The organism is Aquabacterium sp. (assembly GCF_041909175.1).
Lineage (GTDB): Bacteria > Pseudomonadota > Gammaproteobacteria > Burkholderiales > Burkholderiaceae_C > Aquabacterium.
In genome coordinates, this window is record NZ_JAYRDZ010000003.1 from 317,122 (window position 1) to 336,042 (window position 18,921).

13 protein-coding genes and 1 tRNA gene are annotated in these 18,921 nt (G+C 59.8%); 11 read left to right on the plus strand and 3 right to left on the minus strand.

All coding sequences use genetic code 11. The features are described from left to right. Nucleotides 1–6: 6 nt before the first annotated feature. Entirely contained in the window at nt 7–933 is a 927-nt protein-coding gene (locus tag ACE3PH_RS06560; protein WP_374317194.1) for an SDR family oxidoreductase, read from the plus strand. Nucleotides 934–945: 12 nt separating this feature from the next. On the opposite strand, the gene rapZ is transcribed toward ACE3PH_RS06560, so the two are convergent. From rapZ to ACE3PH_RS06575, 3 genes are read right to left on the minus strand one after another with little or no spacing between them, the layout of a single operon-like run. Beyond that, nucleotides 946–1,857, minus strand: a complete 912-nt coding sequence (gene rapZ / locus ACE3PH_RS06565) for an RNase adapter RapZ (protein ID WP_374317195.1) — start codon at nt 1,855–1,857, stop codon at nt 946–948. Then, nucleotides 1,854–3,590 (minus strand): DNA repair protein RecN, encoded by a 1,737-nt coding sequence (recN, locus tag ACE3PH_RS06570; RefSeq protein WP_374317196.1) that lies wholly within the window; start codon nt 3,588–3,590, stop codon nt 1,854–1,856. Before recN ends, rapZ begins: the two co-directional genes overlap by 4 nt. Continuing rightward, the gene (locus ACE3PH_RS06575; protein ID WP_374317197.1) at nt 3,590–4,492 is read right to left on the minus strand and encodes an NAD kinase; all 903 of its coding nucleotides are present in this window, start codon (nt 4,490–4,492) and stop codon (nt 3,590–3,592) included. The genes recN and ACE3PH_RS06575 overlap by 1 nt, the downstream gene beginning before the upstream one ends. A gap of 104 nt (nt 4,493–4,596) precedes the next feature. Between ACE3PH_RS06575 and hrcA the strand changes: the two genes are divergently transcribed. The 10 genes from hrcA (at nt 4,597) to ACE3PH_RS06625 (ending at nt 18,921) form a co-directional block, all read left to right on the plus strand. Beyond that, nucleotides 4,597–5,619: a heat-inducible transcriptional repressor HrcA gene (gene hrcA, locus ACE3PH_RS06580; protein ID WP_374317198.1), complete on the plus strand. Its 1,023-nt coding sequence runs from the start codon at nt 4,597–4,599 to the stop codon at nt 5,617–5,619. A 37-nt stretch (nt 5,620–5,656) separates the two neighbouring features. Next, nucleotides 5,657–5,733: transfer RNA gene (locus ACE3PH_RS06585), tRNA-Ile, on the plus strand. A gap of 89 nt (nt 5,734–5,822) precedes the next feature. Continuing rightward, nucleotides 5,823–6,077: a helix-turn-helix domain-containing protein gene (locus ACE3PH_RS06590; protein ID WP_300510022.1), complete on the plus strand. Its 255-nt coding sequence runs from the start codon at nt 5,823–5,825 to the stop codon at nt 6,075–6,077. Then, nucleotides 6,074–7,414 (plus strand): type II toxin-antitoxin system HipA family toxin, encoded by a 1,341-nt coding sequence (locus tag ACE3PH_RS06595; protein ID WP_374317199.1) that lies wholly within the window; start codon nt 6,074–6,076, stop codon nt 7,412–7,414. The genes ACE3PH_RS06590 and ACE3PH_RS06595 overlap by 4 nt, the downstream gene beginning before the upstream one ends. Before the next feature lie 17 nt (nt 7,415–7,431). Further along, nucleotides 7,432–10,233, plus strand: a complete 2,802-nt coding sequence (locus ACE3PH_RS06600) for a class I SAM-dependent DNA methyltransferase (protein WP_374317200.1) — start codon at nt 7,432–7,434, stop codon at nt 10,231–10,233. Further along, complete coding sequence (locus tag ACE3PH_RS06605) at nt 10,230–12,353, plus strand: DEAD/DEAH box helicase (protein WP_374317201.1); 2,124 nt, start codon at nt 10,230–10,232, stop codon at nt 12,351–12,353. The genes ACE3PH_RS06600 and ACE3PH_RS06605 overlap by 4 nt, the downstream gene beginning before the upstream one ends. After that, nucleotides 12,346–13,530: a GIY-YIG nuclease family protein gene (locus ACE3PH_RS06610; RefSeq protein ID WP_374317202.1), complete on the plus strand. Its 1,185-nt coding sequence runs from the start codon at nt 12,346–12,348 to the stop codon at nt 13,528–13,530. The genes ACE3PH_RS06605 and ACE3PH_RS06610 overlap by 8 nt, the downstream gene beginning before the upstream one ends. A 756-nt stretch (nt 13,531–14,286) precedes the next feature. Further along, complete coding sequence (locus ACE3PH_RS06615; protein ID WP_374317203.1) at nt 14,287–14,958, plus strand: type II TA system antitoxin MqsA family protein; 672 nt, start codon at nt 14,287–14,289, stop codon at nt 14,956–14,958. Nucleotides 14,959–14,975: 17 nt separating this feature from the next. Further along, a complete protein-coding gene (locus ACE3PH_RS06620; RefSeq protein WP_374317204.1) occupies nt 14,976–15,446 on the plus strand; it encodes a hypothetical protein in 471 nt (156 codons plus the stop codon). Nucleotides 15,447–15,933: 487 nt separating this feature from the next. Continuing rightward, nucleotides 15,934–18,921, plus strand: coding sequence for a type VI secretion system Vgr family protein (locus ACE3PH_RS06625; protein ID WP_374317205.1), 2,988 nt, complete (start codon nt 15,934–15,936; stop codon nt 18,919–18,921).

The window sequence follows — 18,921 nt, forward strand, 5'->3', positions numbered from 1 at the left end:
AACATCATGTCCGCTTTGAAACTGCAGGCTGGCCAGACAGCCGTGATCACGGGTGCCGGCAGCGGCTTCGGCCTGGAGCTGGCTCGCCTGGGCGCCGAGAAGGGCCTCAACCTGGTGCTGACCGATGTGCAGCAAGACGCGCTGGATGCCGCTTGTGCCGAACTGCGTGCCAAGGGAGCCAAGGTGGTGGCCTTGCGTGGTGATGTCTCCCGTCCGGAAGACATCGAAGCCCTGGCTGCGGCGTGCAAGGAGCACTTTGGTGCTCCCCACGTGGTCATCAACAACGCTGGTGTGGCCCATGGTGGCCTGATCTGGGAGCACACCCACCGTGACTGGGAATGGGTGCTGGGCGTGAACCTGTGGGGCGTGATCAATGGCGTGCGCGTTTTCACACCGATGATGCTCGACGCTGCCCGCCAGGACCCGTCCTACCGCGGTCACATCATCAACGTCGCCTCGATGGCGGGCCTGCTGAACTCGCCCAATATGGGCGCCTACAACGTCAGCAAGCACGCGGTGGTCAGCCTGTCCGAGACCCTGTATCAGGATCTGGCTTTGGTGACCGAGCAAATCCACGCGTCGGTGCTGTGTCCGTACTTTGTGCCGACTGGCATCCACATGTCGCACCGCAACCGTCCTGCCGAGTTGCGCAGCGAAGGCAAGCCCACCCCCAGCCAGATGATTGCCCAGGCCATGAGCACCAAGGCGGTTACCTCGGGCAAAGTGACGGCGACCGATACCGCCAAGCTGGTGTACGACGCGATTGAGGCGGGGCAGTTCTACGTCTATACCCACCCGCAATCACTGGGCATGGTGCAGACCCGCCTGGATGACGTGGTCCAGGGCCGCAACCCGACCGACCCGTTTGCCGGCAAACCTGAAATTGGCGCCGAGCTGAAGAAGTCCCTGCGTGCCGCGATGGGCCTGGCCTGAAGCGCCTGGTGATCAGCGCCCGTCCTGTTCGCGGTGACGGGCGAGGGTCACCCCCCGTGGCTTGAAGCGCTGCATCAGCTGCTCCACGCAATACACCGAGCGGTGCTGGCCACCGGTGCAACCAATGGCCACGGTCACATAGCTGCGCTGATCGCCTTCCAGTGTGGGCAGCCAGCGCAGCAGAAATGCCTCGATCTGGGCGATCAGCTCGGCGGCTTCCGGCTGCTGAGCCAGGTAGTCGATCACGGGCTGATCCCGGCCGGTCAAAGGCCGCAACTCCTTGAGGTAGTAGGGGTTGGGCAGCATGCGCACATCGAACACGAAGTCCGCATCCATCGGCACGCCATTCTTGAAGGCAAACGATTCGAACACCAGGGTCAGGCGCGAGGGAGCAGCCTGCACGATGTTGCGAATCCAGGTGCGCAACTGCGCCGGACGCAGCAAGGTGGTGTCGATCACGGCCGATGCTTCACGCAGCGGTCCCAGCAACTCTCTCTCCAGATTGATGGTCTCGATCAAGGCTGCGGCCTGGTCTTCCAGTGCCGTGGCATTGGGCGCTGCCGGGTCGGTGATGATCCCGGCTTTCTGCATCAAGGGGTGAGGGCGGCGGGTCTCAGAGAAGCGGCGCACCAGGGCGTCGGTGCTGGCATCCAGAAACACCGACTTCACGCGCACGCCTTCCTGCTTCAACTCCGACAGCACGGGCAGCAAAACGGGCAGTGACTGGGCGCTGCGCACATCCACGGCCACGGCCACGGCGCGGCGTTCGCTCTCGGCTTTCTGCAATTCCAGCTTGACCAGGTCGCGCAGCAATTCTGGCGGCAGGTTGTCCACGCAGTAGTAGCCGGCGTCTTCCAGTGCGTTGAGTGCGACCGATTTGCCGGAGCCTGAGATGCCGGTCAGAAAAACGATATCGAGACTCATGCGGCCTCCTTGCCGCGGCGGCGTGGGGCGCTGGCAGCCTTGGTTTGCGCCACATCTGCCTGACGGGCGTGGTCCAGCATGGCTTGCGCGTGAGCCCGGCTGGTGTCCGACACCGCGCCACCCAGCATGCGGGCCAGTTCATGAACGCGGGCCTCATCGGCCACCGGGCGGATGTCACTCACGGTCTGGCCGTCTTGCAGCGATTTCGACACCACCAGATGCTGGTGTGCACAAGCCGCTACCTGTGCCAGGTGGGTCACGGCCAGGACTTGCCGCTCGTGTCCGAGCTTTTGCATCAGGCGGCCGACCGTGTCGGCCACGGCACCACCTACACCGGAGTCAATTTCGTCGAAGATCAGCGTGCCAGCTTGCTCGGCTTCGTCTGCCTGCTGCGCCGTGGTCACGGCAATGGCCAGTGCCAGGCGAGACAATTCGCCCCCCGACGCCACCTTGCCCAGCGGGCGCGGCGTGCTGCCGGCGTGGCCCGCCACCAGAAATTCCACCGACTCCAGCCCATAGGACTGGGGCTCGTCCTGCTTGACCAAGGCGACCTCAAAGCGGCCGCCAGACATCCCCAGGTCCTGTATGGCCTCGGTCACCATGCGTGCCAGTTGCGGCGCAGCCTGGGCGCGCTGACGAGACACGTCCTTGGCCACTTTCAGCCAGGCCTGGTGGGCAGCGTCGGCCGCTTGCTCCAGTGCAGCCAGGTCAGTGGCAGCATCCAGTTCAGCCAGCTCCTGCTTCCAGGCGCCCAGCAAATCAGGCAACTCTTCGGCCGGTCGGCGGAAGCGGCGTGCCAGGCTCATCCAGGTCGACATGCGCTGGTCGAGTTCCTGCAGGCGGTCCGGGTCCAGCTCGGTGTGGCGCAGCGCACTGTTGAGGCTGTGCGCGGCATCTTGCAGTTGCGCCTGCACGCTGCGCAACACTTCCAGCGCATTGGCCAGGCTGGGCTCGACCTCGGCCACCGGCTCCAGTGCATCAATGGCGCGAGAGGTCAGGGCCTCGGCGCTGCTGTCGTCTTCCGACACCATATCGAGCGCCTGGCGGGCCCCATCCAGAATGGCCTGACCATGGCTGAGCCGCTGGTGCTCGGCATTGATCTCGTCCCATTCGCCTGCCAGCGGGTTCAGCTTGTCGAGCTCGCCAATCTGCCACTGCAGACGCTCACGCTCGCTTTCCAGATCAGCCTGACGCCCGCGTGCCTCGTCCAATCGGCGTTGCGCATCGCGTCGGGCCACCCAGGCGCTGTGTAGCGCGGTGTGGTTGACCCCGGCTTGGGCGTCCACCAGGTTACGCACCGAGTCGGCTCGGGTCAGGCTTTGCCAGGCATGCTGGCCATGGATGTCGACCAGCTGCTCACCCAGTTCGCGCAACTGGGCCACGGTGGCGGTGCTGCCGTTGACCCAGGCCCGGCTTTTGCCCTGGGCATCGACCACACGGCGCAGCAACAGGGTGCCGCTCTCGCCAGCATCAAAGCCGGCTTCTTCCAGCCAGGGGGCCAGGCGGGTGGCCAGGCCGGGGTGCGGTTCGAACTCGGCAGTGATGTCGGCACGGGCACAACCTTCGCGCACCACGCCAGCGTCACCTCGGCTGCCCAGAGCGAGTTGCAATGCGTCGATCAGAATCGATTTGCCGGCACCGGTCTCACCGGTCAGCGCCGTGAAACCCTTGTGCAAATCTACTTCCAGGGCCGTGACGATGACGAAGTCGCGCAAGGTCAGGCGACGCAGCATCAGGCAACTCCTTCATTCCAGCGCAATTTGCGGCGCAAGGTGGCGTAATAGTTCCAGCCCTTCGGGTGCAGGAAACGGATGGTGTGACGCGAACGGCGCACGGTCACCCGGTCACCATGCAAGAGGCTGGCCAGCCCCTGCATGTCGAAATTCATGCTCGCATCACGGCCGGCCACGATGTCGATGGTGATGGTGCCGCTGTCAGGCACCACGATGGGCCGGTTGGTCAGGGTGTGCGGGGCAATGGGCACCACCACCCAGCCGCTGATGCCGGGGTGGAGCACCGGGCCGCCGGCTGACAGCGAATAGGCAGACGAACCAGTGGGCGAAGCCACGATCAGACCGTCGGCGCGGTAATTGGTCAGAAACTGCCCGTCGATTTCCACGCGCAACTCGATCATGCTGGCCGTGCCACCGCGGCTGACCAGCACTTCATTGATGGCGAAGCCCTCGTAGATGGTTTCATAACCGCCATTGCGGTTCAGGCGCTGCACCGAGCCGGAGAGCATCGCCCGATGCTCTTCCTCGTACTCGCCCGACAGAATCAGCGGCAAGGCGGTGTGGATGTCTTTGAACGGCACATCGGTGATGAAGCCCAGTCGCCCCTGGTTGATGCCGATGAGCGGCATGTTGAAGCGCGCCAGTTCACGCGCCGTGGCCAGCATCGTGCCGTCACCACCGACCACCACGGCCACATCGCATTGTTTGCCGATCTCGTTGAGGCACAGCGCTCCGTAATCGGTCATGCCGGTATTGAGTGCGGTGTCCTTCTCAAGCGACACCTCCAGACCTGCCCGGATGAGGATATTCGCAACATCTTCAAGGACTGCACGGATACCGTGAGCCTGGTACTTGCCGATCAGCGCGGCATGGCGGAAACGACAGGGGGAGGTCTGGGGCATGGGCGGAATTACACCACAGGCGTGGCATATCAAACACTTGTTTCCTACCGGTATAACCTCCATGTATGACCATGTGTTGGCAGCTGACTCTAGAATCGAAAAATATGCTGGACGATCGCTCAAAGATTCTTCTGAAGACGCTGGTGGAGCGCTACATCGCGGAAGGGCAACCCGTGGGGTCGCGCACACTGTCGCGCGCCTCTGGGCTGGATCTGTCTGCTGCCACGATACGAAACGTCATGGCCGATCTGGAAGAGCTCGGTCTCATTGCCAGCCCCCATACCTCTGCCGGGCGCATACCCACGGCCAAGGGCTACCGGTTGTTTGTCGACACCATGCTCACCGTGCCGCGCAACCTGTCACCCGACGAGTGGGCGGGTGACGCCCGCGAACACCTGGTGGCAGACCAGCCGCAGCGCGTCATCACCAGCGCAGCCCAGATGCTGTCCAACCTCTCGCAGTTTGTCGGGGTGGTGACCGCACCGCGCAAGAGTCTGGTTTTTCGCATGATCGAATTCCTGCGCCTGGGCGACAAGCGGGTGCTGGTGATCCTGGTGACGCCAGATGGCGACGTGCAAAACCGCGTGCTCTTCACCGCGCGCGACTACACCCAGAGCGAGCTGATCGAAGCTAGCAACTTCCTCAATGCCCACTATGCCGGCCTGACGATGGAAGAAATGCGCGAGCGTCTGCGCTCGGAGGTGGACCAGTTGCGTGGCGAAATTGCCGTGCTCATGCAGGCAGCGGTGCAGGTGGGCAGCGAAGCGCTGGAAGAACAGTCCGAGCAGGTGGTGGTGTCAGGCGAGCGCAATCTGCTGACCGTGCAAGATTTTTCGCACGACATGAGTTCCTTGCGCCGCCTGTTTGACCTGTTTGAGCAAAAGACCGAACTGATGCGACTGCTCGAAGGCTCGAACCGCGCCGAAGGCGTGCGCATCTACATTGGTGGCGAAAGCCAGGTTGTGCCCTACGAAGAGCTCTCGGTGGTGTCGGCCCCCTATGAAATTGACGGCAGGGTGGTGGGCACCCTGGGTGTGATCGGTCCCACCCGCATGGCCTACGACCGCATGATCGAGATCGTCGACATCACCTCGCGGCTCGTGAGCAACGCCCTGAGCCAGAAGTAGCTGCGGCTCACCCTACAATGCACGGTTGATTGTCTGGGGGCCGTTAGCTCAGTTGGTTAGAGCAGAGGACTCATAATCCTTTGGTCGTTGGTTCAAGTCCAACACGGCCTACCATCCCGTGCTTGCCGGTATCTGGTACTGCTTTTTTTGATATTTGTGTCAAGATTTATGCGTAAAGTGCATTTTGTTGATATAAATATCAAATGCAAACCCTCCAAGAGCTAGGTGAAGCTGTCGCCGAGCGCCGCAAGGCGCTGAACCTGCGTCAGCAGGTGGTCGCCGAGCAGGCTGGCATCACCCCCGAATCTCTGTCCCGCTTCGAGCGGGGGCGTGGTGCCGAGTTCGGTGCCCGCAAGCTGCTGGCCGTGCTGGCCGTGCTGGGCATGGAGTTGAACATCATCCCCACAGGCCAGGCAGGCACGCTGGACGAACTGCGCCGTGAGCGCAACCAGGCATGAAGCTCTCGGTCTATGTCATGGGCCGCGATGTGGCCGTGCTGGAGCAATCGGGCGACTTCAATAGCGTCCTGAGCTACCACGCCAACACGGCGCCTGACGACTTTGTCTCCCTCACGATGCCGGTGCGAACCGAATCGTACGTGTGGGATGACCAACTGCCGCCCGTGCTGCAGATGAACCTGCCCGAGGGCTACTTGCTGCAGGTGTTGCAAGAACAATTCGGCCCGCACATTGGCGCCAGCCCGATTGCCTTGCTGTCGGTCATTGGCCGCAACATGGTGGGGCGCATCCAGGTGGCCGCCACAGGTGCTGAACTGAGCCAGCCGGCCCAGCCCATCGAGGTGGCTGCGCTGCTGAAGGGCGATAACTCTGAAGAGGCCTTTGCCGAACTGGTTCGCCAACATGCCACCAGCGGTGTCTCTGGCGTGGTGCCCAAGTTTCTGGATGAGGCCGAAGAAGCGCAGCCAGCAGGCTCGCCATTGGCCGCGCACAAGAAGGCGAGCCTGATTGCGCGGCGGCACATCATCAAGGGCTCCAGCAAGCAATTGCCCTTTGTGGCCTTGAACGAGCACCTGTGCATGCAGGTGGCATCACGGGTCATGCCCACGGCCAATACCGAGGTGTCAGACGACGGCCAGGCCCTGGTCGTACACCGCTTCGATGTGGACGAACACGGCCAGCCGTACTGGGGCATGGAAGACTTCTGTTCACTGCTGGGCTTGCGGCCGGCAGCCAAGTACGACACCACCTGGGAGCGCATTGCCAAGGCTGTGCGTGACCACGTGCCTGCTGAGCGGCGGCTTGACACCTTCAGGCAATTAGCCACCACCTTGCTGCTGACCTACTCACTGCGCAATGCCGATTGCCATGCCAAGAACCTGGCGCTGCTGTACACCACCCGGGCTGATGTCCATCTATCGCCCGCCTACGACATGTTGACCACCAGCGTGTATGCAGGCTTTCAGCACAACCCGCCTGGCATCGAGTTCATGGGAAAGAAGACCTGGACGCCGGGTAAGAACCTGCAGAAGTTCATCGCCGCCACATTTGGCATTCAGCCCAAAGAGCAGACACAGATCGTGGAAGTGATCAGTGATGCGGTGGCTGATGTGGGCACGCAGGTTCGGGAAGCCATGGCTCAGCACGATGGCTTCAATGACATTGGCAAGCGAATGTTGATGGCGTGGTCCGACGGCGTGCAAGGTTTGCGGGACAAGCGTATCTATGCCGTTGGCGAATGGAAGCCGGGTGAGGCGTTTGAGCCACTTTCACCGCCGCCAAAGCAAAAGACATCATCCGAAAAGATCGGGCGTTCCCCTTTGATGGGGAAGCGATAAGACTTGAGCAAAGAGCAATGAACGCTGTAGAAATTGAACAGGCCATCTCTGACCTGGCCCTTCAACCCTTCGATGCAACGGAATTTCCGTACGCATTCCTTGCTGCATTTGGCAACAAGGAAACCACGCTCAAGCGCTTGCGCACGGGCAACAACAACGCCACCGATCTGCCTGGCGGCGTTCTGCTGCGCAACAACCTTCACATCGCCGTCTGCGATGCAGGCAATGTCGGCAAGACGCTCGCGGCCCTGCGCGCCAGCCAAGCCACGACCAAGGCCAAAGCAAAGTACATCTTGGCTACAGACGGCCAAGCCCTCGAGGCGGAAGAGCTCACCAGTGGCGAAACCATCGCCTGCAATTACGCCGACTTTCCGAACCACTTCGGTTTCCTGTTGCCCCTGGCAGGCATCTCCACCATCAAGGAGATCAAGGACAACCCCATCGACGTCCGCGCCACGGGACGCCTGAACAAGCTGTACGTCGAACTACTGCGAGAGAACCCTGCGTGGGCCAAAGACGAGCGCCGCAGCGACATGAACCACTTCATGGCGCGCCTGGTGTTCTGCTTCTTCGCAGAAGACACGGGCATCTTCAGTGATACCGGGATGTTCACGCAGACGGTTGACCGGATGAGTGATCGCAATGGCAGCAACACCCATGAGGTGCTGTCCGAGATTTTCCGGGCGATGAACATCAGTCGATCAGAGCGTGCTTCTGCCGATCCACGCCTGCCGACGTGGGCAACTGCCTTCCCCTACGTGAACGGTGGGCTGTTTTCCGGGAGCACCGAGGTTCCGCGCTTCACGCAGATGGCCCGTACCTACCTGCTGCACGCAGGGGCACTGAACTGGCGCGAGATCAATCCCGATATCTTTGGCAGCATGATTCAGGCGGTGGCCGACGACGAAGAGCGTGGCTCCCTGGGCATGCACTACACCAGCGTGCCAAACATCCTGAAGGTGTTGAACCCACTGTTCCTGGATGACCTGCGCGCCGCGCTGGCCGAGGCAGGTGACAACGAGCGCAAGTTGCTGAACCTCCGCAAGCGCATGGCACGCATCCGCGTGTTTGACCCTGCCTGCGGCTCGGGCAACTTTTTGGTCATCGCCTACAAGCAGATGCGCGAGATTGAGGCCGAGATCAATCGCCGCAGAGGCGAGGTGCACCGGGGCAGTGAAATCCCACTGACAAACTTCCGAGGCATCGAACTGCGCGACTTCCCCGCCGAAATTGCCCGCCTGGCGCTGATCATTGCCGAGTTCCAGTGCGATGTTTTGTATCGCGGGCAGCAGGATGCACTGGCGGAATTTCTGCCGCTGGATGCTCAGAACTGGATTGTTTGTGGTAATGCCTTGCGGCTGGATTGGTTGAGCATCTGTCCACCCACAGGGATAGGCGTCAAACTTTTGGCGGATGATCTGTTTGAAACACCACTAGACCAAGCGCAAATCGATTTTGAGAACGAAGGTGGCGAAACGTACATCTGCGGAAATCCACCCTACCTTGGGAGCAAGTGGCAGTCAGCCGAACAAAAGGCGGAACTTCAAGCCATCTTTGAAGGGCGCGAGAAGAAGTGGAAGACGTTGGACTATGTCGCCGGCTGGTTCATGAAAGCTGCTGATTTTGGAAAAGCTACCCAAGCAGCTGCAGCATTCGTCGCCACAAACTCAATCTGCCAAGGACAGCAGGTGCCACTTCTTTGGCCGCTAATTTTTCAAGCTAAGGCGCAGATCGCGTTTGCTCATACGTCATTTAAGTGGACGAATCTAGCAAGTCACAACGCGGGGGTTACTGTCGTCATTGTGGGAATCTCTCGTCGTTTGACAGGGCCACGTAAGCTGTACTCGATTTCTGCCGACGAAGGTCTAACCGTCAAGAATGCCGAGAACATCAATCCGTATCTTGCAGCAGGGCCAACCATCTGGATTGAACCGCAGAGTCGTCCTGTTTCTGATGTGGCGATCATGCAGTTCGGGAACCATCCCTACTACGGCGCTCCGCTGATCTTTTCAGTAGAAGAGGCACGGCACATCCTTACCTCGCACCCCGAGGCGCAGCCTTTCCTCAGGCCGCTGTATGGCGGGCACGAGTTCATAAATGCAGCACCGAGGGCATGCCTTTGGGTTGAAGACCGTTATGCCAGTATGCTTGCAGAATTGCCGGCAGTTGGCGCACGTTTCGCAGCTTCTGCCGCTGCTCGCAAAGCCGCAAGCAACGATAAGGCCGCGCAGAAGCTCGCGGAAACCCCGTGGCGTTTCCGAGACCAGATTACTGCTTCATCGCATACGCTGGTTATGCCGCGTGTCAGTTCAGAGAACCGCGACTACTTGCCGGTTGGCCTTCTGGAGTCTCGCGCTATCGTTCAAGATCAAGCGCTGGCCCTATACGACGCCCCCCTTTGGAACTTGGCGCTCATCGCTTCTCGCCTTCACTTGGTTTGGATTGCCACTGTGTGCGGCAAGCTGGAAACCCGATACCGTTACTCAAACACTCTTGGCTGGAACACCTTCCCAGTTCCCGCTCTGACTGAGCGAAACAAGGCAGACCTCACGCAGTGCGCCGAAAACATCTTGCTTGCCCGAGAGGCGCATTTCCCCGCCACCATCGCTGACCTGTACGACCCGGAAAAAATGCCGGACAACCTGCGTCACGCCCACGAACGCAATGACGAAGTGTTGGAGCGCATCTATATCGGCCGCCGTTTCAAGAACGACACTGAACGTCTGGAAAAGTTATTTGAGCTGTACACGAAGATGATGGCCGCAGAAAAAAGCAAGCCTGCCGCGAAGGCAGCAAAGGGAAGAAAGAACGCATCATGAGTAATCAAGCCAGCAACCCGACCAACGCCTATACCGTGCCGTCGGTGTCCATCGCTACCGCACGCACCGGCGCATCCAGTAAGGCCAATGAACTAGGCATGCGCGCCATGCAGGAGCGCGCCTATGCCAAGCGCGGTGAGCAGTACTTGCTGATCAAGTCGCCGCCCGCCTCAGGCAAGTCCCGCGCGCTGATGTTCATTGCGCTCGACAAGCTGAACAATCAGGGCTTGCAACAGGCCATCGTTGTCGTGCCCGAACGGTCCATCGGCGGCAGTTTTGCCGATGAGCCTTTGAGCCAGTACGGCTTCTACTGGGACTGGCACGTCGCACCGCAGTGGAACTTGTGCAATGCGCCTGGCGGCGACGAGCCGCGCGCAGCCAAGTCCAAGGTGGATGCAGTGCGCCAATTCCTGGCCAGCAGTGACAAGGCATTGGTCTGCACGCACGCGACGTTCCGCTTCGCGGTGGAAGAGTTGGGCATCGCCGCGTTCGACAACCGCCTGATCGCCATTGATGAGTTCCATCACGTTTCCAGCAACCCGGACAATGTGCTGGGCAGCCAATTGGGCGCCTTCATTGCACGCGACAAGGTGCACCTGGTGGCCATGACGGGCTCCTACTTCCGAGGCGACAGCGAGGCCGTGCTCGGCCCAGCCGATGAATCGAAGTTCGAGACGGTGACCTACACCTACTACGAGCAGCTCAACGGCTATCAATGGCTCAAGTCGCTGGACATTGGCTACTTCTTCTACACCGGCCCTTATGTGGATGCCGTCACCAAGGTGCTCGACCCAGCGCTGAAGACCATCGTCCACATTCCAAACGTGAACGCGCGCGAAAGCCTGAAGGACAAGCAGCGCGAGGTAGACGAGATCATGCACGGCCTTGGCGAATGGAAGGGTGTGGACCCCAGCACTGGCTTCCATCTGGTGACCACCAAAGATGGTCGCACATTGAAAGTGGCGGACCTGGTGGACGACAGCACCCCTGCTGTGCGCGCTCGTGTGCTTGAGGCGCTGAAAGACCCCGCACACAAGGACGACCGCGACCACGTTGACGTGATCATTGCACTCGGCATGGCCAAGGAAGGCTTCGACTGGATCTGGTGCGAGCACGCCCTGACCATCGGCTACCGCAGCAGCCTGACCGAAATCGTCCAAATCATCGGCCGCGCCACGCGCGATGCCAAAGGCAAGGAACGGTCACGCTTCACCAACCTGATCGCCGAGCCGACAGCCGAGCAGTCCGCCGTGACCGAGGCCGTGAACGACATGCTCAAGGCGATCTCTGCCAGCCTGCTGATGGAGCAGGTGTTGGCACCCCGGTACGAGTTCACGCCCAAAAATGCAGGCGCCCAGGAAGGGTTTGTCTACAACGACGGCGAGGGCTACAAGGAAGGCGGCGTCAACGTTGGTGTGAATGAAGCAACCGGCCAATACCACGTCGAAATCAACGGCCTCGTCAAGCCCGAGACGCCCGAGGCCACCCGGATTTGCAAGGAAGATTTGAACGAGGTAGTCACCAGCTTCCTGCAAGACAAGACAGCGCTGGAGCGTGGTTTGTTCGACAAGGAAAACACCTTGCCTGAGGAGCTGACCCAACTCCGCATGGGCAAGATCGTGCGCGAGCGTTACCCCGATCTGAGTGAGACCGATCAGGAAGCTATTCGGCAGCACGCGATTGCTGCCATGAACATCACACAGCAAGCGAAACTAGCCCTGGCTCAGGCAGACGCTAGCGGCGGAACCACGGTGCAAGGTAGCACTGCACTGCTGGATGGTGTGCGCAAGTTCGTCAACGTGCGTGACCTGGACATTGACCTGATCGACCGCATCAATCCCTTCGATGCGGCTTACGCCGTGCTGGCAAAGGCGATGGATGAGAAGTCATTGCGCCAGGTGCAGGCCGCCATTGCAGCAAAGAAAGTGAGCATCCCAGAGGAAGAGGCCCGAGACCTTTCCAAGCGCGCGTTGCAATTCAAGAACGAACGCGGACGCTTGCCTGACATCAACTCGGCCGACGCCTGGGAGAAGCGCATGGCCGAGGGTGTCTCTGCGTTCGCGCGCTACCGCGCGCAGGCCAAGGCGGCGCAAGCCCAAGGAGGCAACGCCAATGGCTGACATGGACGATGACGAACTGCTGGATGCGCTTGGCGTTGAAGTTGCGCCGCTCAAGGTATCGAGCCGCACCCCACGAGAGGAACGCATCATTGCGGGCTTTGAAGACATCCTGCGCTTTCACCAAGCGCATGGACGGGCGCCTCTGCACGGCGAGAGCCGCGATATCTTCGAGCGGCTGTACGCGGTTCGACTGGACCAGTTGCGCAAGCTGCCCGAGGCACAAACACTGCTGGTACCGCTGGACGAGCCAGGGTTGCTGGCTGGCCCCACCAGCCAGGCGGCTGATGTTGATAACCTGGACGAGGATGCTCTGTTAGCAGAGTTGGGTGTCGGAGATGCTGCGCCCACGGACGATGACATCACAGTGCTTCGCCACGTGCGATCCAGCGCAGAGAAACGCGCGGCCGAAGAAATCGCGGACCGTACGCCTTGCCAAGACTTTGAGCGCTTCCAGCCGCTGTTCGAGCAAGTCGAGCGAGACTTGAACGCCGGTATGCGCAAGACGCTCCGCTTCGGCCGTGACGCCGCCATTCAGGCGCATGACTTCTTCATTCTTGGTGGGCAGTTTGCGTATGTGGCGGAAATGGGTGACCCAATCAAGATGGCAACCGGCCACCAGGATGCTCGCCTGCGTGTGGTGTACAGCAACGGTACCGAAAGCAACCTGCTGCTTCGCTCACTTCAAAAGGCACTCTGGAAGGATGAGACTGGTCGACGGCTGTCTGACCCTGACATGGGACCATTGTTCGGTAGCGAGGCTGAACCCCACGACATCGAGTCCGGCACGATCTACGTGCTGCGTAGCAAGTCGAACCATCCTTTCGTGGCCCAGCATCGCGAGCTGATCCACAAGATTGGTGTGACTGGCGGCAAGGTTGAGACGCGCATCGCTGGCGCGGACAAAGACGCCACCTACTTGCTGGCCGATGTCGAGGTAGTTGCTACCTACAAGCTGCACAACTTGAATCGGGTGAAACTGGAGGGCATCTTTCACCGGCTGTTCGGCGCTGCTCAAATTGACCTGACTATCGAGGACCGGTTCGGTCATCCAGTCAAACCCAGGGAATGGTTCTTGGTCCCGCTCCATGTCATTGACGAGGCGGTGCAGCGAATCCTAGATGGATCGATCACGGGTCTGGTGTACGACCCTTCTCTGGCGAGGCTCACACCACAGTAGTTGGTGAAATTTCACAGCGGTAATGCAGGGAGAGGGGAACAATGAAGATCACACGGCTGCAAAAGGCCAAGACAGGCTAGGTCAATGAAGGGAGTGCAATGTGAGCACGTGCAAAGGGCGCGCTATGGGGACGGATGAAGCTTCGCTTGCTCGAGCGCTCCTGCCTTCGTGTGTCCGTCGATAGCAACTGTGGAAAGTTGAGCCGACTTCTCTGTCGCTAGGCGGCAATCCACTGAAGTACCCCCCTCATTCGTGGCATCTTTCCTAGACAAAGATGACAACTACCTTTAAGGTATGATCATTAGATGGCGTTCGCACTTCATTTCCCAACCCCGCCTGACACACACGAGCTCGACGAGTGTAAGGATCATGAGCGAAAAATCACACCTAGGTGCTGGGATCTGGCTGCTGTGCAGGCAGCTCTGCGTTCACGCCAGTTGTCAATTCATCTATCGACCACAGCTAGTGAGGATGTCGCGACGGAACTACGGTGGGATCTAAATGACATTAGAAACTTCTTTCTTAGCTTGGGCCCTCACAGGTACAACGACTCCGAATGGTGCCTCCCGCCCGAACACGGGAACCGATTTGCACCGATGGCAGCAGATAGCTATTTAATGGGTTTCGACAGAATTAAAGCGGAAGAAAATCAAAGTAGGCAGCCATATGTGTATTTGAAATTCACAGTACGCGAGAAAGTTGGCGGGATCATGATTTTTAGTCTGCATCCATCTAGATTTTAGTTTGGAGAGAAAAATGAAATACACGCATGTGTGCCCATTCTGTGAAGAAGGGAATGCTGTAGAGGTTGAGTATTCGACCAGAATTAAGCTTGGTAGAAGAATGGTCGTGGTTGAGGGGTTGAAAAAGACTGTGTGTGAAGTTTGTGCGAGCGAATCTGTTCCAGAAGAACTTCATGACGTAAATTTGGCTTTGATTAATCAGGCTGGTGATGTCTGTCGGGGTGCTGTCTCCGCTGGAATGTTGCGAGCTCTCCGAGAAGATTGGGACCTTACGCAGGTTGATGCTTCGAAACTTTTTGGAGCAGGCAAGAGTTCGTTTGCTAAATGGGAGTCCGGTCAGGCCAAGATCAGCACGCCTGCGGCACTACTTGTTCAGGTAGCCATGAATGTGCCTGGTGTGATGCCTTATCTCGGTAAATTGGCAAAAATGGCTGTGCGAGGGAAGCTGCCCCATGGGAAATCGCCGACAGCACTTCCCGTGGTAGTTTCCGGTGCGTATGAAACTGTTAGATTTCCGGATAATGTCGCTGCAAACGTTCTTTTCTTTAAGCATCGCAGTACACATAAGTCGTATCGCATGGCAACTGTGTCTGATGTTTTAAGGGAGGAAGATTGGGATGGCATATATTCTCCTCCCAAGAAATACAGTCCTGAGGCTTTGGTGCCCCTGGAGGCCGCGGCATGAGGCCTAGTCCGATACAAATGATAGAAGCCTTTCCTGAAAAGGTTTGGGTTGAGCTAAATAAGAATATTGACCAAAGTAGTGCTGATGAATCTCAGCTTGATAAGGTTGAGTTGCAGTTTCGCAAGCGTCTTGAGCCTTTTCCCGAATTTTGGGATGGCGACGAGCCATTCGAAGGAGCAAGAGATCGTACCTTCAAGGTTACGCTGGGCGTTCGGACCCCCGAGAGCACTGATGTTGGGGCTTATGTTTTTGAGATTGTGATTACCGGTGCATTTGCTTGCGTAGCGGAGAAGGTCGGTGCCCACAGTCCAGAGGATGCAGCCTATGAGTACGGCCTGACAATGTTGTATGGAATGGTGCGCGAGCAATTTGCAGCGATTACATCGCGAATGTTGCCTGGAATCAGAATGCTTCCGACTCTCAGTTTCATTGGTGAGCGTGAACACGAACTGAAAGCAAAAGAGGCTGAGCAGGCTATGGCTAAATAATCTGCTTTGATTGGGGTTGGGCCGTGTTGTGCGTATGTGTCGTTGATGAAGTAAAACAGCCTGGACCAAGCTGAAACATTGTGGCCCTGGCTCTAAGCGTTCATGTTGCCAAACGATCAGAATGCCTGGGTACAGTACCTTTTCAGGTACACCAGCAGTACAGTCATCAGCTTTGACAGATTCCGGAAAACTTCGCTAAGTTACTGTCACCAAAGTACTTTCAGCTTTTCTAGGCTACGGTTGCATCCGGTACATTTGCCTAGGTACACACCGTTGCCCGCCAACTCATAATCCTTTGGTTGTTGGTTCAAGTCCAACACGGCCTACCATCCCTTGCCTATCGTGTGTCAAGGTGCACTGATGCCAGAGCGGCAGTTGCCCCTTGTTACATCACCACCCCCATCAGGTGGTCCATCGCCACCCTCGGCGGCACAGAAAATCCCACGTTGCAGTACCAACCAATAAACGCAACGTCAGGGAACCCATCATGGGTCTGGATCCATCAGGCTTGGCCGCCATCATTGGGCGGTGGAGCACGCAATCGCGTCTGTACACGCTGTCGTCCCCCAATACGCAAAGCAGCTTGCCGGCCGACTTGATGGTCGAGAGTTTCGTGCTGCACGAAGCTGTGTCGCAGCCGTTCTCGCTGTACATCCACGCGCTGGTGCTTGATGCCCAGGTGGAGCTCAAACGCCTGACCGCGCAGCCCATCACTTTGCACACCACCTTGGCAGATGGCAGCCTAGCTCGCCGCAGCGGTTACGTCACGCAGGCTGATGCCCTGGAATCGGACGGCGGCCTGGCTCGCAAGGGCCTGCTGGTGCAGCCTTGGCTGGCCCTGCTGGGTCACACCCTGTGCAGTCGCATCTGGCAAGACAAATCCTTGATCGAGATGGTGGAAGACGTGTTCGCCGATCACGCCTCCATCGCCGCCTGGAAGTGGGATGCCGACGTCGCCAGCTACGTAGCCCAAGGCATGTTTGCTCGCAACGGGGGGCGGCGGTCCTATTGCGTGCAATACCGCGAAAGCGATCTCGACTTCGTGAGCCGCGTGTTGGCCGAAGAGGGCATTGCCTACCGTATTGAAGAAGATGAATCGGCTCCCGGCGGTCACACGGTGGTGTTCTTTGTCAGCAGTGCCTCTCAGCCGCAAGACCCAACCAGCGCAAGCAGCCTGGGCGGCTTGGGCATCCGCTTTCATCGCAGCAGCAGCCAGGAAGAACAAGACAGCATCCAGGCTATGGGCGCCGTGCGCCGTCTGGGCACCACCGCTGCGGTGCTGCAAGGGTGGGATTACCGGGCACACAGTGCCACCACAGTAGAGGTGCCTACGCATCACCAATGGGCCGGTGACGCAGCCACGAGCCTGCAAAACTGGCTCAGCAGCTACGACCCCACGGGTGACTACCTCTTTGGCACCCAGGACGAGGCCCAGTTCACGGCCACACGCCTGCAGGAGGCCCATGAGGCCCGCTACAAAACCTGGCTGGGCCGCGGCACCGTGCGCACTCTCCGAGCCGGTACCTGGTTGGCGATCACCCAATCCACGCTGGACCCGCTGTCCGCCCTCGGGCTGACGGAAGACAACAAGGCGTTCTTCATCTTCGCAACCGATGCCTACGGTGTGAACAACCTGCCCAAGGAGTTCAGCGAGGCCATCGTCAAGTCGCTGGGGCAGGCCGAATTGCCGCAACTCAATTTGTCTGTTGACCAGGACCATGCTGAGGTCGACACCCTGGCCTTGCAGCAACAGGCCGCTCAAACGGGCTTTGCCTGTCAGTTTCAGGCCTTGCGTCGCCACGTGCCATGGCGCGCCGTGCTGCTGGATGGTACCGGTCTGCGTCCACGCCCGCGCCCCACAGCCCTGGGCCCGCAGACGGCCGTCGTCGTGGGGCCGGATGGCAGCACCAGCCCTCAGGGGGCTGACGAGATCTACACCGACAAGCTGGGGCGGGTCAAAGTCATGTTCCACTGGCAGGCCAACCCGTGCGCACCGAGTCGGGCCAACAGCGATCACAGCTGCTGGGTACGCGTGATGCAACGCCTGGCTGGGCCGGGCATGGGGCACCAGTTCATTCCCCGTATCGGTCACGAGGTGCTGGTCGGTTTTTTGAACAACGACATTGACAGGCCTTATGTCCACGGCAGCCTTTACAACGGCCGAGGCGAGGGCGGCATACCCCGCACACCCGGCGGCGAGCCCGGGGCGGCAGATACCCGCGCGTTAACCGAGTCGAGCGACCACACGCCCAGCGGTCAGATGAACCTGGTGGGCGGCACCAGTGGCGGCAACAGTCCGGCCTGGCATGGCGCGGCGCCCGGCCCAGCGCAAGAGGGCGCATCGGGCCAGAACAACGCGGCTGCGCTCAGCGGCATCAAGAGCAAGGAGTTTGGTGGCGCTGGTTACAACCAACTGGTGTGGGACGACACCCCCAGCCAATTGCGCACCCAGCTGCACACCACGCAGGCCCAGACCTGGTTGCAAATGGGGCACCTGCTGCATCAGGCGGACAACCACCGAGGCAGTTTTCGGGGGCAGGGTTTCGAGCTGCGTACAGATGCCTGGGGTGGCTTGCGTGCCGCGCGTGGTGTGATGCTCAGCACCTTTAGCCTGCAGAGCGGTGCTGCTCAGACCGCAGAGCCAGCTGGCGACAACGCTGCAGGCATGGCACTGGCCAAGCAGTTGCAGCAGCTGGCCAGCACCTTCCACCAGGCTGCCAGCGCACACCAGACCGTGGGGCTGTCCATCGCGGCGGGCAGCACCCAAGCCAATCAGAGTGTGCTGGATGACACCCTGGCACCGGCTGCCGCGCTCACGCGGAGCCTGAGTGGCATGGTCAGCCACACCAGCCTGCCCAACGCAACGGCCGATGCGAGTGACAAGCACACAGGCGCAGGCACTGGCAAAGTGCCCCACATGGCCGACCCCAACATGGCCCTTGTCAGCAAGGCCGGCATCGGTATCACCGCTGGCCAAGATCTTCACCTGAGCAGCAACGACACCACAACGATTGCCAGCGGCCACGACACCCACTTTGCCGTAGGTGGCCAGGCGCGTGTCCATACCGGCCAAGCCATAGGCATTCTGGCTGGCGCCATGCAGCCGGGCAGCGAAGCAGCAGGCAAAGGCCTGACGCTGATCGCCGCACAAGGTGCGGTGGACATGCAGGCTCAGGCAGGCTCGGCACAACTCGCGGCCAAGCAGCAGCTTGAACTGAAAACTGCCAACGGCGTGGTCAACATCGCCGCCGCCAAGAAAGTGACCCTGGCTGTGAGCGGAGGGGCCAGCATCACCATCGAAGGCGGCAAGTTCACGGCGCAGTGCCCAGGGACGATCACCGTGAAAGCTGGCAAGAAGTCGATGGTGGGTGGGGCGACGCAGTCCTGGGTCATGCCCGATATGCCGCAAAGCGTTTGTATTGCATGCTTGTTGAATGCGGCCAAGGTTGGTTCTCCCTTTGCCAAGCGAGGCTGA

Coding starts and splice junctions, on each gene's coding strand:
- ACE3PH_RS06560 (WP_374317194.1), top strand. CDS start 7: ATGTCCGCTTTGAAACTGCAGGCTGGCCAGACAGCCGTGATCACGGGT.
- ACE3PH_RS06600 (WP_374317200.1), top strand. CDS start 7,432: ATGAACGCTGTAGAAATTGAACAGGCCATCTCTGACCTGGCCCTTCAA.
- ACE3PH_RS06615 (WP_374317203.1), top strand. CDS start 14,287: ATGAAATACACGCATGTGTGCCCATTCTGTGAAGAAGGGAATGCTGTA.
- ACE3PH_RS06575 (WP_374317197.1), bottom strand. CDS start 4,492: ATGCCCCAGACCTCCCCCTGTCGTTTCCGCCATGCCGCGCTGATCGGC.
- ACE3PH_RS06590 (WP_300510022.1), top strand. CDS start 5,823: ATGCAAACCCTCCAAGAGCTAGGTGAAGCTGTCGCCGAGCGCCGCAAG.
- ACE3PH_RS06625 (WP_374317205.1), top strand. CDS start 15,934: ATGGGTCTGGATCCATCAGGCTTGGCCGCCATCATTGGGCGGTGGAGC.
- recN (WP_374317196.1), bottom strand. CDS start 3,590: ATGCTGCGTCGCCTGACCTTGCGCGACTTCGTCATCGTCACGGCCCTG.
- ACE3PH_RS06620 (WP_374317204.1), top strand. CDS start 14,976: ATGATAGAAGCCTTTCCTGAAAAGGTTTGGGTTGAGCTAAATAAGAAT.
- ACE3PH_RS06610 (WP_374317202.1), top strand. CDS start 12,346: ATGGCTGACATGGACGATGACGAACTGCTGGATGCGCTTGGCGTTGAA.
- hrcA (WP_374317198.1), top strand. CDS start 4,597: ATGCTGGACGATCGCTCAAAGATTCTTCTGAAGACGCTGGTGGAGCGC.
- rapZ (WP_374317195.1), bottom strand. CDS start 1,857: ATGAGTCTCGATATCGTTTTTCTGACCGGCATCTCAGGCTCCGGCAAA.
- ACE3PH_RS06605 (WP_374317201.1), top strand. CDS start 10,230: ATGAGTAATCAAGCCAGCAACCCGACCAACGCCTATACCGTGCCGTCG.
- ACE3PH_RS06595 (WP_374317199.1), top strand. CDS start 6,074: ATGAAGCTCTCGGTCTATGTCATGGGCCGCGATGTGGCCGTGCTGGAG.